A 15,195-nucleotide genomic window follows, 5' to 3' on the forward strand; every position below is an offset into this window, starting at 1 on the left:
TATACGTCAATAGCACTCCCAACGCGTCAAAGGAAGTGGATTGGCCCAATTCATCTTGCCGTCACGGCCGTGGATCCGGCATCTGCCAGCGGCCGGAAAAGCTCAGCCGCGTGCTTTTTGCCGGATGAGGCGCAGATACGTATCGGCAACCGCCTGGTTGATACGGTCCCAGCTGAATTCGCTGGCCCGCAGCGCGCCGGCTTGGCCGTGACTGCAGCGCAAGTCACTGTTCTCGATATAGCCCTTGAGTGCCTCGGCGAACTGGTGGACGGCTCCCGGCGGGATCAGCCGTCCCGAGACGCGGTCGTCGACGAGGCTTTGACTGCCGGTGGCAGCAGCGGCAACTACGGGAAGGCCGCAGGCCATGGCCTCCAGCGTGACGTTACCGAAGGTTTCGGTTACGGAGGGGTTGAAGAGGACGTCCATCGAGGCAACCGCGCGGCCCAGGTCCGATCCCCCCTGGAAACCGACGAAGGCAGCGCCAGGCAGGCGCTCCTCGAACCATTCGCGTGCCGGACCCTCGCCGATCACGAGCACCTTGTGGGCTACGCCGCGGCGGCGCAGCTCGTCCAGCGTGTCGGAGAAGACGTCGAGGCCCTTTTCCATGACCAGTCGGCCTAGGAAGCCTATCGCCACTTCATGATCGGCGATGCCGTGGCTGCGGCGCCATGCGAGGTCGCGGCGGCCGGGGTTGAACACTTCGTGATCGACCCCGCGCGACCAGATCGAGACATCGTAGTTCATCCGCTGCTCACGCAAGAGCTGCGCCATACTTTCGGACGGGGCGACAAGGGCGTCGCAGCGGCGGTAGAAGCGGCGCAGCATCGCCTCGATCAGCGGTTCGCCCCAGGCCATGTTGTAATAACGCAGGTACGTCTCGAAGCGGGTGTGGACCGAGGACAGCACCGGCAATTTGCGCCGGCGCGCCCAAGTCACAGCCTGATGTCCGACCGGATCAGGCGAGGAGACGTGGACGACGTTCGGCTGAAAGTTGGCGAGGTCGCGGCCGGCCTTCCCCCAGAAGGTCAGGGGGATGCGGTACTCGGGCCGGTTGGGGAAGGCGACGGAATGGACGCTCACAAGGTCGCCAGTAGGCTCGAACGCGGGATTGGGGACGGTAGGAGCGTAGACGCGCACTTGCGCACCCTGGCTCAGAAGGTAGCCGACAAGACGGTTGAGCGCCTGGTTGGCGCCGTCGCGGACGTAGTTGTAGTTGCCCGAAAAAAGGGCGATGCGCAGGTCGGCAGTATCCATGATGGGCTGGCCCATAGCCGCCCCCGCCGCGCTTGGCGAGGGCGGTTCATGGCAAGCCGGGAACTGCGCCGGCAAGTGCGGCTCGCGGGCAACGCTGTGCGTATCCGTGGTGATCGAATCCGGCCAGCCGCCGACCCGCGAGTCCATCTATTCGCCTGCGTCAGGATTTAACGGCGGCGCCAGTCGCGATCACGGCGGTCGTCGCGGCGATCCCAGCGGCGGTCGTCCCGGCGGTCATGACGATCCCAGCGGCGATCGTTGCCCCAATTGCGGCCCCGGTCCCAACCATTGCCCCAGCGATCGCCGCGGCTGTAGCGGTCGCGGTAATAGGGCGCATAATAGCGGTCGTAATACCGGTCGCGGTAATAGCGATTGGGGTTGCCGTCATAGTAATAGTAGCGATCGGGACGCCCGCGCACGGTGACGTAGCGGCGCGAATCGTATCGTCCACGGTCGTAGTAATCGCGGTCGCCGCGATCGGCGATGGCCGCGCCCACGGCAAGGCCGATCACGCCCGCGCCGATTGCTATGGCAGCATCGTTACCGCCGCCCCGGCCATAATAGCGGTCACGGGCCTGTGCCGGAGACGTCGCCAGCAACAGGGACGCTGCGAGCGCGGCCCCCATCGCCAACTTTTTTCCAAATGTTTTAAAAGAGGTATTCATGTCATTGGACTCCCTTTCCGGGCCAACCGGGTAACGGCGGTTGCGGTGGGCGCGTTGGTTGTAAAATGGTCCCCGAGGACTGAACCGCGAGTGAATTTGTCCAGAGGCGTATCGGAGCTGCGACGAGCCGATCGGTTTCGGCGGCGATTTGAAATCGCGGTGCAATGAAGGGCATTTGGGGAGGTCATGCATGCAAAGACGCCCGGCCAGGAGGTGGGGCCGGGCGTCTCGCGGGCCGGGTGAGGGGGATTACCCGGCCGCTTTCGCATCTGGATCAGTAACCGCGGCGATAGTCGTCCCGGCTGCGGTCGTAGCCGCGGCGATAATCGCCCTGCATGGAGCCACCCTGGCCGCGGTAATAGCGCTGGTACTCGTCCCGGTCATGGCGGCCGCCACCGCGATCCCAGTAGTATCCGTCGCGGTAGGACCAGTCGTTCACATACGCGGGACCGCTGTAGCGATTGTCGTAGCGCGCATCGTAACGATCGTTGTGGTTGTTCGACGAGGCGGCGATGGCGCCGACGGCGAGGCCGAGGATACCGGCGCCGATGGCGATTGCGGCGGTGTTGTCGCTTCCGCGATGATAGTCGCGCGCCATGGCCGGCGTGGTGCTGGCAAGGGCGGTTGCGGCGAGGCCGGCGGCAATGGCAGTCTTCTTGAACAGGTTCATGGCGAGAAACTCCTTTCGAGGGACGTCGGTCCAAGAAACCGTTGTCCCCGTGTTGAGATTGTTCTAGGCCTTGGCGCCTGAACCGGATCGAAGCGGATCTGGCAGAATTCGTTCATGGTTGTACGCAATTGTATGAACGTTTGCCTGTTGCGAATGGGCAATATTTCGTAACGCCTGCGCCCGAAAAGCGACATGTGCGGTCCCCAATCTGGCATCATCAATTTGTCAGACTGGATACAACCCATGATTTCCGCCGCTCTTTTCGCCCTGATTTCGCTTTCCAGCCCGTCCGCTGCTCCGGCTCAGGCCGCTTACGCCGGTGAAACCATCGCCGCCATGAAGGGCCACCCGACGCCTGCCCGCAGCTCGACCACTCGCTCGGCTGCTCCGGCTGTGTGCCATCCCGACCCTTCGAAGGGCCGCGCCTGCCGCCACGTAATCGTTCAGGCCGAGCAGGCAGAGCGCGCTACCCTTGCAGAGGTCGATGCCGGCGCTGCCCGCGAACACGCGCGCTGATATCCGCCGGGCGGTGCCTTTCTGCTTTGCGGCAGCGCGGGCATCGCTGGACGGTGAAAGTACGTTCGGCCGCCTTTCCTCCCCGGAACACCTAATGGCGGTGCGACATTTTCCAACCGGCGCGGCTATCTTCGCTGCGCCGGTTCCCTATATGGTAAAAGAGACAAGCACAGCACGATGACGGTCGCACCCCGCTACAGGCTCGCCCAGGAAACCATGACCACCCCTCCCACCATTCTGCTCGTCGAGGACGACGGCGCGCTTCGTACCCTGACGGCGCGGGCCCTGCGCCAGAGCGGGTTCAACGTCCTCACCGCAGCCACCGGCGCGGAAATGTGGGTCACGCTGCGCGAGGCCACGGTCAGCCTCGTCGTGCTCGACATCATGCTGCCGGGCACCAGCGGGTTCGATCTGTTCCGCCGCCTCCGCCGCGAAAGCGACGTGCCGATCATCTTCGTCAGCGCGCGCGGCAGCGAGGAAGACCGCGTACTCGGTCTTGAACTCGGCGCCGACGATTACCTCGCCAAGCCCTTCAGCACCCGCGAGCTGGCCGCTCGTGTCAGCGCCGTGCTGCGCCGGGGCGGCGGCCTAGATTCGGCCAGCGAGCCTGTGGCAGAGGCGCGCGGCCAGGATATGATCCATTTCGACAACTGGCAGGTTTCGATGGCCCGGCGCGAACTGCGTTCGCCCAGCGGTGCGATCGTCGACCTGACCGGGGCCGAATTCGACCTGCTCTCCACTTTTCTCGGTTATCCCCAGCGCGTCCTTGGCCGCGAACGACTGATGGAGCTGTCCCGTTCGCGCATCGGCGACAGTTCCGACCGCAGCATCGACGTCCTCGTCAGTCGCCTGCGCCGCAAGCTGCAGGCAGAAGATAGCGAGTCCCCGATCGTCACCGTTCGCGGCGTCGGCTACATGTTCAAGGCGGAAGTGACGCGCGCCTGATGCCTTGCGGGCCCATCTGATGCTGCATAAAGTCATTACCTTGTTCAGGCGGATGGGCCTGCCCGAACGGCTGTTCGCGGCTTTCGTGCTGGTCGTCGTCATCGAATTCGCGGCCAACTGCTTTCTGTTCGACCGGGTTAACTCGTTCGAACTGCGCCGCGACGACGCCGACCGGATCGCAGAAAACCTGGTGCTGGCCCAGCGCACGCTCGAACATGCCGACAAGGAAGAGCGCGGCGCCGTTGCCCAAGTGCTCAGCACCAAGCGTTTCACGCTGATACTGACAGCCCCGGACGACCGCCGTCGCGGCTCGCTGGGGCTTTCGAACTTGCGTTCGCAAGTGGTGGAAATCGAACCGGAACTGGCGGTGGCCGACCTTGAACTGCACCTTGAGGAGATGCCAGGTAAGGGCAACATCGGTGGTTCCTTTCGGCTGAAAGACCGCAGCGTGGTGCGTTTTCACACCCATGCCAGCGCTGCCTGGAAGCTGACTGCCGGGCGGGTTGCCAGCTTGATCCTGCCGACTCTGCTGCTGATCGCGCTAGCCTGGCTGCTGGTGCGAACGACCCTGCGTCCGCTTCGCAACCTGATTGGTGCGACACGGCATCTGGGTTCCGGCCCGCCGCAACCGGTTCCCGAACGCGGCCCTGACGAACTTCGCGAGTTGATCCGTGCTTTGAACGAAATGCAGGCGCGCATTCACCAGTCGTTGGTGGACCGCACCCAGACGATGCTGGCGATCGGCCACGACCTCAAGACACCGCTCTCGCGGATGCGGCTGCGCCTCGACGACGAAACCGTCGACCCCGAAGTGCGCGAGGGGCTCACGCACGACATCGACGAGATGCGTTTGTTGCTCGATTCGATCCAGGCCTATGTCGACAGCGATGGCAAATCGATCCCGCGCGAGCTTATCGACCTTGCCGTCATGGCCGAAACGCTGGTCGACACCGCTGCCGATCACGGCGCCGATGCGACGTATGTGGGGATTTCCAGCCTCACCCTGAAAGTCAGGCCAGTGCCGGTCCGCCGGGCTCTGTCGAACCTGATCGAGAACGCCATTCACTACGGGGGCAACGCCCGCGTCATCGTCCGGCGTTACGAAGGCGGGGCCGAGATTGTCGTCGAAGACGATGGCCCGGGCATCCCTGAGGACCGTATTGCCGATGCGCTCCAGCCCTTCGTCCGCCTCGATACTTCGCGCGCACGCGATACTGCGGGCATGGGGCTTGGCCTTGCGATCGTGCGCAAGGCGGTGCGTATGGAAAACGGCACGCTGGACTTGCGGAACCGGCCAGAAGGCGGTTTCAGCGCCATCATTCGTCTGCCGCTGACCACCGACTAATCCTATTATTGCTAGGTCAATGCCCAGCTGCTGCAGCGCAGCAAGCTTTCGTAACGTATGCGCACGACAGCCGAAAATATCGACACCTAGCCTTTCTCGCTAAGCCTGCGGCCTCGTGCTGGCGCGCATGTGATTTGAGAGAGGTGTCAAGATGAACGAACTCATCGGCCGTGTCTTCAACTTCGAGAAGACAACATTCCCCGCCAGCAGCGAACTTTTCGGCGAGCTGACCGCAAAAGGTCAGTTCCCCAAGGCGCTGATCATTTCATGCGCCGATTCGCGCGTCGTGCCCGAACATATCGTCCAGGCTGACCCCGGCGACCTTTTCGTGTGCCGCAATGCGGGCAACATCGTGCCCCCCTATTCGACCCAGAACGGCGGCGTAACCTCCACGGTCGAATATGCCGTCGCGGCGCTCGGCGTGCGTGACATCATCGTGTGCGGCCATTCGGACTGCGGCGCGATGAAGGCGCTGAGCGACCCGACCGGCCTCGAAGCGATGCCCAACGTCGCAGCCTGGCTCAAGCATGGCGCTGCGGCAGAACACATTGTCTCCACCTGCCACGCCGACCTCGAAGGCAAGGACCGCGTGCGCGCGATCAGCCTCGAGAACATCATCGCCCAGCTCAGCCACCTGCGTACCCACCCGGCGGTCGCCGCCGGCATCGCGCGCGGCGAGATCACCCTGCACGGCTGGTTCGTCGACATCCACGCCGGCCAGGTCCTGGGCCTGAACGGTGATACCGGCGAATTCATCACCCTGCGCGAAGACCGTGACCTGCCGGTCGCACTGGCCGCGCGCACCCGCTTCGCCACCGAATACGCAGAAGCAGCAGAATGAGCGCCGTCGTCGCCGCTAGTGAGGGGCGCCAAGGCCTCTTTTCACACTTCGGTCGGGATTTCACGGCGTCCATCGTCGTGTTCCTGGTCGCCATGCCGCTGTGCATGGGTATCGCCATCGCTTCAGGTGTTCCGCCGGAGAAGGGGCTGGTTACCGGTATTATCGGCGGCATCGTCGTCGGCATGATGGCAGGCTCGCCGCTACAGGTCAGCGGTCCGGCCGCCGGCCTCGCGGTTATCGTGTTCGAGTTCGTTCGTGAGAACGGGCTCGAGGCGCTCGGCCCGGTTTTGTTGCTGGCCGGCGTTCTGCAGCTGGTCGCCGGCGCGCTCAAGATGGGCGGTCTGTTCCGCGCCATCAGCCCCGCCGTGGTCCATGGCATGCTGGCCGGGATCGGTGCGCTGATCGTCATTGGCCAGTTCCACATCCTGTTCGACGAGAAACCCCTGGCAAGTGGCCTGCAGAATCTTTCAGCCATGCCTGCGCGTGTGTTCGGCCTCGATTTCTCCAACGCCGCCTCGACCGAGATGGCGCTGGGCATCGGATTACTGACCATCGCCATGATGCTGGGCTGGGAGAAGCTGCGGCCCAAGTCATTGACGCTGGTTCCGGGCGCGCTTCTCGGCGTCGTCGCCGCGACCGGGGCTGCTTGGAGCATGGGCCTGGACGTCGCACGCATTGAGGTTCCCGCTTCGATTGCCGCCGCCTTCACCTTTCCCACCAGTGCGTCGTGGTTCGCGCCGCTTGCCAACCCTTCGCTGGTGGTTGCTGCGCTTGCCATCGCCTTCATCGCCAGCGCTGAAACGCTGCTTTCGGCCGCTGCGGTGGACCGGATGCATGACGGCGTCCGCACGCAATACGACAAGGAACTGCGCGCTCAGGGCGTAGGCAACTTCCTGTGCGGCCTGTTCGGCGCGCTGCCGATGACCGGCGTCATCGTGCGCTCATCGGCCAATGTGCAGGCAGGCGGCAAGACCCGCCTCTCCACCATCATGCACGGTGCCTGGATCCTCGGGTTTGTCGCGCTACTGCCCTGGCTGCTGCGTGAAGTGCCGATGGCCGCGCTTGGCGGCGTCCTGGTCGTCACCGGCTGGCGTCTTGTCAGCGTGAAGCACGTCACCCACCTGTTCAAGGCACACGGCCCGTTGCCCGCCGCGATCTGGGCGGCGACTTTCGTGCTGGTGGTAACCACCGACCTGCTGACCGGCGTACTCGTTGGCCTCGCACTTTCGGTGGTCGAGCTGCTGCCGCACTACAAGCATCTGCGTCTGAAGGTGAACGAGCATGACGAGGGTGGAGCCACCCGGGTCGAGCTGAACGGAGCGGCGACGTTTGTCGGCCTTACCCGCCTTAACGCGGTGTTGGAAAAGCAGCCTGCCGATCGCCCGATCCATCTCGACATGGACCGTGTGAACGCGATCGACCACACTACTGCGGAGAGGCTGTCCGAATGGATCAGCCGCCGCCGACAGGGGGGGCAGAATGACCGGGTTACCGGGCCGGATGCCATCCTGAGGCCGCTGCCGCTGCCATCGGCAAGCTGACCTGAACACCTGATACCTGGCGGGCCGGGAACCCTCATACCCGGCCCCACTACCTTCCGGGCGGAACGCGTAATGCGTTTCCGCCCGGCTTTCTGTCCGGCTTCCAGGAATGCCATCTGTTGTCTGCGACGCACCGAGCCTTCTGTTGCATTGCAACCACACTTGCTGCGCTGCAGTATGTAGCAATATTTCGTCACGAAATCGCAAAGATGTGGACAATCCTGCTGCGTACCTCTGTTACATGCCGGTGTGAAACGGGCCCGCCAAGAAGCGAGGTCCGGCATGCTGGCCGCAGGACGGAACGTAATACAATCAGCAACATGAGGGTGTTCCGAACAATGAACTTTCGTTTTTTCGCCGGCGTCGCCGGTCTTGCCGCTGCTTTCGCTGCAACTGCGACCCCCGCGATCGCGCAGGAAGAAGCGCCCGGCGAATTCACCGTCGCCGGCACCGTTGCACTCGTCACCGACTACCGCTTCCGCGGCGTCTCGCAGAGCGACAAGGAACTGGCCGTGCAGGGCGGCGTTTCGGTCACCCACGCCAGCGGGTTCTACGTCGGCACCTGGGCTTCTAACCTTTCGGGCTGGGGCACTTTCGGCGGTTCGAACACTGAACTCGATATCTACGGCGGTTTCGCCACCGAAGTGACCAGCGGCGTGACCCTGGATGCCGGTCTGACCTGGTACATGTATCCGGGCGGTTCGGACATCACCGACTTCGCGGAACCCTATGTGAAGCTTTCGGGCGAAGTCGGCCCCGGCAAACTGCTCGTCGGCGTCGCCTATGCGCCCAAGCAGGAAGCACTGGGCCGCTGGTACCTCAGCGCCGATTCCTACGCCACGGGCATCCCCGATGCACCGGGCGCCAAGTCGGACAACCTCTATATCTGGGGCGACGCCAGCGCCAGCATCCCCACCACTCCGGTCACGCTCAAGGCACACGTGGGCTACTCCAACGGTAACTCCGGCCTTGGCCCGAACGGTACCAGCGTCGCGCCGACCGGCAGCTATGTGGACTGGATGCTGGGCGCGGACGTCGCTGTTGGTCCGGTAACCCTGGGCGTTGCCTATATCGACACCGACATCACCAAATCCGAGTCCGCCTATCTCAAGCCGAACTTCGCCTCGTCGAAGAACGGTTCGCAGATTTCCGGCTCGACCGTGGTGTTCTCGCTTTCGGCCGGTTTCTGATCGGTTGAGAATGGTTCCCGTCCGCGCGCTTTTTTTTAAGCGCCGGGCGGGTATCCCGCGCCAAATCGTGCAATCTGTGACTGTAATGTAACATATTGCGAATTTGGTACATTTGCGAAGGTGATTTGGAAACTTACGCCGCGCTCGATGTTTGAGCCTTCCGCAGGGTGATGAACCGCCCTTGTTTCAGGAAGGATCTTAATGTCTCACTTTAATCGCGCTCTGACGGTCGTCGCGCTTGCCGCCGCCGCCACTGCAACTCCTGCTTTCGCGCAGGATACCGGGCCTGCATCGGCCGGCCGCGACAGCCACTTCGATGGCGTCTATGTCCAGGGCTTCGGCGGTTACTCCATTCAGAACCAGGACGATAACGATCGTCTGAAGTTCGACACCGATGGCGACGGCAAGTACAACAACAACGTCAACACCGTCGCCGGCGCCAACGCTTTCTCGCCGGGCTTCTGCAGCGGCAAGGCACGCGGCGCTACCCCCGCAGCCGGTTGCCGCCAGGACCGTGACGGCGCCGAATACGGCGTGCGCATCGGCTACGATCGCCGCATGGGCAACATGGTCGTCGGCGGCCTGATCGAAGGCTCCAAGTCGGAAGCCAAGGATGCCGTCTCGGGCTACAGCACCACGCCCGCAAGCTATGCGATCCAGCGCGAGATCGACTACAGCGTGACGGCCCGCCTGCGCGCAGGTTACACGCCCGGCGGCGGCGCGCTGTTCTATGTCACCGGCGGCGGCGGCATGGCCAAGATCGACCACACGTTCACCACCACCAACACCGCCAATTCGTTCGACCCCGAGCGTAACAACAAGATGGTCTGGGGCTGGCAGGCTGGTGGCGGCACCGAGATCATGCTCACCGACCACATGAGCCTGGGTCTTGAGTACCTCTACAACCGCTACAGCGACAACAAGTACAACGTCGTTGTTGGCCAGGGCACCGCGCCTGCGACCAACCCGTTCCTGATCGATTCGGGTTCGACCCGTATCAAGGGCGGCGACAAGAACTTCGACTACCACTCGCTGCGCGCGACGGTAGGCTTCCAGTTCTGATCCAGCGTTAGTCCTCTCACGAGGATCTGAGCAAAGGCAACGGGCCGCGTCTGTTACAGATGCGGCCCGTTGTTTTGTCCGGGGTGCAGTCCGGAACTGCGCTGTCAGGCCATCAGGCGATGAAAACGCCGGACAATGAAAAGGGCGCGACGGATGACCGTCGCGCCCTTTTTGTCACGCTAGCGCTGCGTCAGCAGCGGCTTATGCGTTTTCCTTCTTGCGGCCGGCCTTCTTGCGGTCGTTCGGGTCAAGCAGGGCCTTGCGCAGACGTACCGACTTGGGGGTCACTTCAACCATCTCGTCGTCGTCGATGTAGGCGATGGCCTGCTCCAGCGTCATCACGCGGGGCGGGGTCAGGCGGATGGCGTCGTCCTTGCCGGTCGAACGGAAGTTCGTCAGCTGCTTCGACTTCATCGGATTCACTTCGAGATCGTCGGGCTTGGCGTTCTCGCCGATGATCATGCCTTCATACAGCGGCTCGCCCGAACCGACGAACAGGATGCCACGCTCTTCGAGCGGGCCCAGTGCGTAGGCAACGGCTTCGCCGGCGCCGTTCGAGATCAGCACGCCGTTCTTGCGGCCTTCGATCTTGCCCTTGTGGGGGCCGTACTTGTCGAACAGGCGGTTCATGATGCCGGTGCCGCGCGTGTCCGACAAGAACTCGCCGTGGTAGCCGATGAGGCCGCGCGACGGAGCCGTGAAGGTGATGCGGATCTTGCCGCCGCCCGAGGGGCGCATGTCGGTCATCTCGCCCTTGCGGATCGCCATCTTCTCGACGACGGTGCCCGAGAATTCCTCGTCCACGTCGATCACGACGGTTTCGTAAGGCTCGGTCTTCTTGCCGTTCTCGTCTTCGAGGAACAGCACGCGCGGGCGGCTGATGCCCAGCTCGAAGCCTTCGCGGCGCATCGTCTCGATGACGACGCCCAACTGAAGTTCGCCGCGGCCGGCCACTTCGAAGCTGTCCTTGTCGGCCGATTCGGTGACGCGGATGGCGACGTTGGTTTCGGCTTCGCGGGCCAGGCGGTCGCGGATCATGCGGCTGGTAACCTTGGAGCCTTCACGGCCGGCCATCGGCGAATCGTTGACGGCAAAGCGCATCGACAGCGTCGGCGGATCGATCGGCTGGGCCTGGAGCGGCTCGGAAACCGAGGGATCGGCAATCGTGTTCGCCACGGTGGCCGAGGTCAGGCCGGCGATCGAGATGATGTCGCCTGCCTTGGCCGATTCGACGGGAACGCGGTCAAGGCCGTGGAAGGCCAGCAGCTTGGAGGCGCGGCCGGTTTCAACGACGTTGCCTTCGCTGTCGAGGGCGCGAATCTGGTCGTTCAGCTTGACGGTGCCCGACTGGACCTTGCCGGTGAGGATGCGGCCAAGGAAGTTGTCGCGGTCGAGCAGGGTGACGAGGAACTTGAAGGGACCGTCGACGTCGGCTTCCGGAGCCGGCACGTGCTCGATGATCTTCTCGAACAGCGGGGTCAGCGTGCCTTCGCGCGCATCGGGATCTTCGCTGGCGTAGCCGTTACGGCCCGAAGCGTAGAGCGTGGGGAAGTCGAGCTGCTCGTCGTTGGCGTCGAGGCTGACGAAGAGGTCGAACACTTCGTCGAGCACTTCGGCGTGACGGCCATCGGGACGGTCGATCTTGTTGACGACGACGATGGGCTTGAGGCCCAGGCCCAGCGCCTTGCCGGTGACGAACTTGGTCTGCGGCATCGCGCCTTCCGAGCTGTCGACCAGCAGGATCACGCCGTCGACCATCGAGAGGATGCGCTCAACTTCGGCGCCGAAATCGGCGTGTCCGGGCGTGTCGACGATGTTGATGCGGTAGCCGTTCCACTCGATCGACGTAGGCTTCGCCAGAATGGTGATGCCGCGCTCTTTTTCGAGATCGTTGGAATCCATCGCGCGTTCTTCAACACGCTGGTTGTCACGGAAGGTGCCGGACTGGCGGAAGAGCTGATCCACAAGTGTGGTTTTGCCGTGGTCGACGTGCGCGATGATCGCGATGTTGCGCAAGGGAAGCGGGGCGGACATTCAGGTCTTCTTTCGAAAGGAGGGCCAGCGGGCAGATGCGTGTTGCACTGCAAAATTTGGGCGCCCTTACCCGATGCGAGCGTTTCCGGCAAGCGTGCTGCGATATGCCGGTCTGTGGCGCAGGTGTCACAATGGTGCGAATTGTCCGCATATATTCATCAAGTTCTGTTGTCGACATCCCGGTTCTTTCCTAAAAGAAGGCTCGAATACGCGACTACACAAGTGACGAGCCTTTCGCGCGCAAGACGCGGGCAGTTACATACAAGGACAGGGGATCGCCGATGAAGGGCAGTTCAGCAGGCATCGCCGCGCGAGTATCGCGCATGGCCATCGAAATCGCTCTGGGCAGGGCGGGGTTGGCGGCTGGGATCGCGGCGGCGGGGCTGGCTTCACCGCCAGCGCTGGCCCAGGACGGGGGGGCGCAGAACACGGCTGAGCAAGCAGGCGAGCAATACGCCGATACCATCATCGTCACCGCCACCAAGCGCGAGCAGACGCTGCAGGACGTGCCCGTGGCGGTTACCGTCACCACCGGGGCCACGCTGGAACGCGCGCAGATCCGTGATCTCAAAGACCTGCAATCGGTGGTTCCGTCGCTGCGCGTCAACCAGTTGCAGTCCAGCGCGAACACCAACTTCTATATCCGCGGCTTCGGCAACGGCGCTAACAACGCCGGCATCGAGCCTTCGGTCGGCCTGTTCGTGGACGGGGTCTACCGCTCGCGTTCAGCCTCGATGATCGCCGATTTCCCGGACGTGGAGCGGATCGAGGTGCTGCGCGGGCCGCAGTCCACGCTGTTCGGCAAGAACGCCTCGGCAGGGGTGATCTCGATCGTAACCCGAAAGCCGCAGTTCGAATTCGGCGGAAACGTTGAGGCGAGCTACGGCAATTACGATGCCGTGGTGGTGAAAGGCGTAGTCACCGGCCCGATCACAGAGAACATCGCTTTCAGCCTGGCCGGCGGGATCAACAGGCGCGACGGCATCGTCAAGGATCTGGCAGACACCGGCGCGCGCACCAACGAGCGGGACCGCTGGTTCACGCGCGGTCAGTTGCTGTTCGACAATCACGACGGCTTCGAAGTTCGTCTGATCGGCGATTACAGCAAGATCGACGAGAACTGCTGCGCCGTCGTCAACCTGCGGCAGGCCGCGCCCACGGCGGCGATCTTCGCGCTGGGCGGAGCGGTGAATCAGCCGGGCGAGAAGTACGACAATATTGGCTACAACAACTTCCAATCCTCGAACAACATCAAGAACTGGGGCGTCTCGGGCGAACTGAGCTACGACCTTGGCGATGTGAAGCTGACCTCGATCACATCCTACCGCCGCACCGATGCGGTGACCAACCAGGATTCGGACTTCTCCAGCGCGGACCTGCTGGGCCGCAACTGGCAGGACCTGCAGATCAAGACCTTCACCCAGGAACTGCGCGCCAGTTTCGAAGTGGGCGATCAGATCAGCGGCCTCATTGGCGGGTATTATTTCAACGAGAAGATCGACCAGAACAACCAGGTCCTGTGGGGCGACGACGCGCGCACTTACGCGGACTTGTTGGTGCGCAGCCTGTCTGGCGGCGCGCTCAACGTGCCGACGCTGGAGACCGTGTTCGGTGCGTCCGAGGGTAACCCGGCGAAATACACAAACCACTTCTTCGCCTCTGGGACTGGCCTGACCGAAGCGTATAAGCTCAAGAACGAGTCTTATTCCGGGTTCGGCCAGCTTGATTTCGAAGTGGCGCCGGGTCTGATCGTGACGGGCGGGATCAACTACACCCACGATACCAAGCGCTTCGCCACGGGTACGACCTCGAACGATGTCTTCGCGGGTATCGACTTCAATGACCGGCGTTATGCCGGCTTCCGCCAGACCTTGCTGTATCAGGGCGCGCTGTCGCAGACGGTCGGCAACCTGCTGGGTCTGGGTCGGTCGGCGACTGCGGCCGAGATCGGCGCTTTCGCAGGGGCCAACGGCGCGGCCTTCGCGCAGGTTAATGCCGGCGCTACCGCCTTCGCGGCGGGCAATGCCAACAACCCCTCGGCCAATCCGCTGAACGGTTTGCGCGCGCTTCAGTATTTCCCGCCGTTCATGAACCTGCCCAACGCGGTGGAGCCGGGCCGGGTCAGCGACGGCGATTTCAGCTACACCGCGCGCGTGGCCTGGGACGTGAACCCGGCGATCAACCTCTATGCCGCCTGGGCGACCGGCTACAAGGCGGCCTCGATCAACCTGTCGCGCGACAGCCGGCCTACCCCGGCCGACCTTGTGGCCTTGCGCGCACAGGGGCTGGCGGTGACAAATCTTACCTCCGGCAGCCGTTTCGCCAATGCCGAGAACGCGACGGTCTACGAGCTGGGCTTCAAGGGTAACTGGGGCATCGTCTCAGCCAACGTCGCGGTGTTCAAGCAGATCATCAAGAATTTCCAGTCGAACATCTTCACCGGCTCCGGCTTCTTCCTCGCCAATGCGGGCAAGCAGTCGGCCTTCGGGATCGAGTTCGAAGGCTCTGCCAAGCCGATCGATCCGCTGACGTTGACGCTTTCGTGGACTTACCTCGACCCCAAGTACGACACCTTCCAGCTCTCCGCTTTTGGGGACCTTTCGGGCACTACCCCGGCGGGGGTATCTCCGCTGTCGGTCACGTTCGGGGCGGAGTTCGTGCAGCCGGTGGGTTCAGGCGGCGACCGGGTGATCTTGCGCGGCGACTATCACTACGAAGCGCAGTTCAGGCTGGTCGAGGGCTTGCCCGGCCTGGTGACGCGCGATGCTGTCGGTAATGTCACCAGCGTTGCTGCCGCGCTGGCCGCCGCGCGCGAGTTCAAGCAGGACATCAACGACGTAAACGCATCGCTGACCTACGCGATGGCCAGCGGCATCGAGGTCTCCGTCTGGGGCCGCAACCTGCTGAACGACCGCACCATCCTGCAGATCTTCGACAGCCCGGCGCAGCCCGGCTCGATCTCGGGTTATCCAAACCAGCCGCGCACTTATGGCGTGGCGGCACGCTACCGGTTCTAAGCCGGAGCGCGAAACGCGCCGCTGCTTGTCCGTGGTTCTGGGAGGAGACGCGGGCAGGGATGGCGGCGCAAACTGAAACAAGGGCGCGAGGGCACTGCCTATCGCGCCCCTTTTT

General features: G+C 63.4%; 12 protein-coding genes. 8 read left to right on the plus strand and 4 right to left on the minus strand.

The features are described 5' to 3' along the window. Positions 1-102 precede the first annotated feature (102 nt). The 3 genes from TQ38_RS04090 to TQ38_RS04100 all read right to left on the minus strand — a co-directional run bounded on the left by TQ38_RS04090 (position 103) and on the right by TQ38_RS04100 (position 2,589). A complete protein-coding gene (locus TQ38_RS04090) occupies positions 103-1,254 on the minus strand; it encodes a glycosyltransferase family 1 protein (RefSeq protein ID WP_043973322.1) in 1,152 nt (383 codons plus the stop codon). A 167-nt stretch (positions 1,255-1,421) separates the two neighbouring features. Continuing rightward, on the minus strand, positions 1,422-1,880 hold the full coding sequence (locus TQ38_RS04095) for a hypothetical protein (protein ID WP_240197941.1): 459 nt from the start codon (positions 1,878-1,880) through the stop codon (positions 1,422-1,424). A 313-nt stretch (positions 1,881-2,193) separates the two neighbouring features. Next, positions 2,194-2,589: a hypothetical protein gene (locus TQ38_RS04100; RefSeq protein ID WP_043972115.1), complete on the minus strand. Its 396-nt coding sequence runs from the start codon at positions 2,587-2,589 to the stop codon at positions 2,194-2,196. A gap of 243 nt (positions 2,590-2,832) precedes the next feature. Here TQ38_RS04100 and TQ38_RS04105 point away from each other — a divergent pair, with 243 nt between their 5' ends. From TQ38_RS04105 to TQ38_RS04135, 7 genes are all read left to right on the plus strand, one after another. Continuing rightward, positions 2,833-3,105 (plus strand): hypothetical protein, encoded by a 273-nt coding sequence (locus TQ38_RS04105; RefSeq protein WP_043972112.1) that lies wholly within the window; start codon positions 2,833-2,835, stop codon positions 3,103-3,105. Between the two features lie 216 nt (positions 3,106-3,321). Then, positions 3,322-4,050, plus strand: coding sequence for a response regulator (locus TQ38_RS04110; protein ID WP_043972110.1), 729 nt, complete (start codon positions 3,322-3,324; stop codon positions 4,048-4,050). A 19-nt stretch (positions 4,051-4,069) separates the two neighbouring features. After that, on the plus strand, positions 4,070-5,395 hold the full coding sequence (locus tag TQ38_RS04115) for an ATP-binding protein (protein ID WP_043972108.1): 1,326 nt from the start codon (positions 4,070-4,072) through the stop codon (positions 5,393-5,395). Positions 5,396-5,546: 151 nt separating this feature from the next. Next, positions 5,547-6,236: a carbonic anhydrase gene (locus tag TQ38_RS04120; RefSeq protein WP_043972105.1), complete on the plus strand. Its 690-nt coding sequence runs from the start codon at positions 5,547-5,549 to the stop codon at positions 6,234-6,236. Beyond that, positions 6,233-7,777: a SulP family inorganic anion transporter gene (locus TQ38_RS04125; protein WP_043972102.1), complete on the plus strand. Its 1,545-nt coding sequence runs from the start codon at positions 6,233-6,235 to the stop codon at positions 7,775-7,777. The genes TQ38_RS04120 and TQ38_RS04125 overlap by 4 nt, the downstream gene beginning before the upstream one ends. Before the next feature lie 338 nt (positions 7,778-8,115). Then, positions 8,116-8,967: a TorF family putative porin gene (locus tag TQ38_RS04130; RefSeq protein ID WP_043972099.1), complete on the plus strand. Its 852-nt coding sequence runs from the start codon at positions 8,116-8,118 to the stop codon at positions 8,965-8,967. Positions 8,968-9,168: 201 nt separating this feature from the next. Beyond that, positions 9,169-10,029, plus strand: a complete 861-nt coding sequence (locus TQ38_RS04135) for an outer membrane protein (protein ID WP_043972096.1) — start codon at positions 9,169-9,171, stop codon at positions 10,027-10,029. A gap of 201 nt (positions 10,030-10,230) precedes the next feature. Here TQ38_RS04135 and typA read toward each other — a convergent pair whose 3' ends face one another. Then, positions 10,231-12,063 carry a translational GTPase TypA gene (gene typA / locus TQ38_RS04140; RefSeq protein ID WP_043972094.1) on the minus strand — a complete coding sequence of 611 codons (1,833 nt, stop codon included), beginning with the start codon at positions 12,061-12,063 and terminating at the stop codon, positions 10,231-10,233. Between the two features lie 281 nt (positions 12,064-12,344). On the opposite strand from typA, the gene TQ38_RS04145 reads away from it, so the two are divergent. Beyond that, the gene (locus tag TQ38_RS04145) at positions 12,345-15,080 is read left to right on the plus strand and encodes a TonB-dependent receptor (RefSeq protein WP_043972091.1); all 2,736 of its coding nucleotides are present in this window, start codon (positions 12,345-12,347) and stop codon (positions 15,078-15,080) included. Positions 15,081-15,195: the final 115 nt, after the last annotated feature.

It is taken from the genome of Novosphingobium sp. P6W (assembly GCF_000876675.2).
In the GTDB taxonomy this organism is placed as follows: Bacteria; Pseudomonadota; Alphaproteobacteria; order Sphingomonadales; family Sphingomonadaceae; genus Novosphingobium.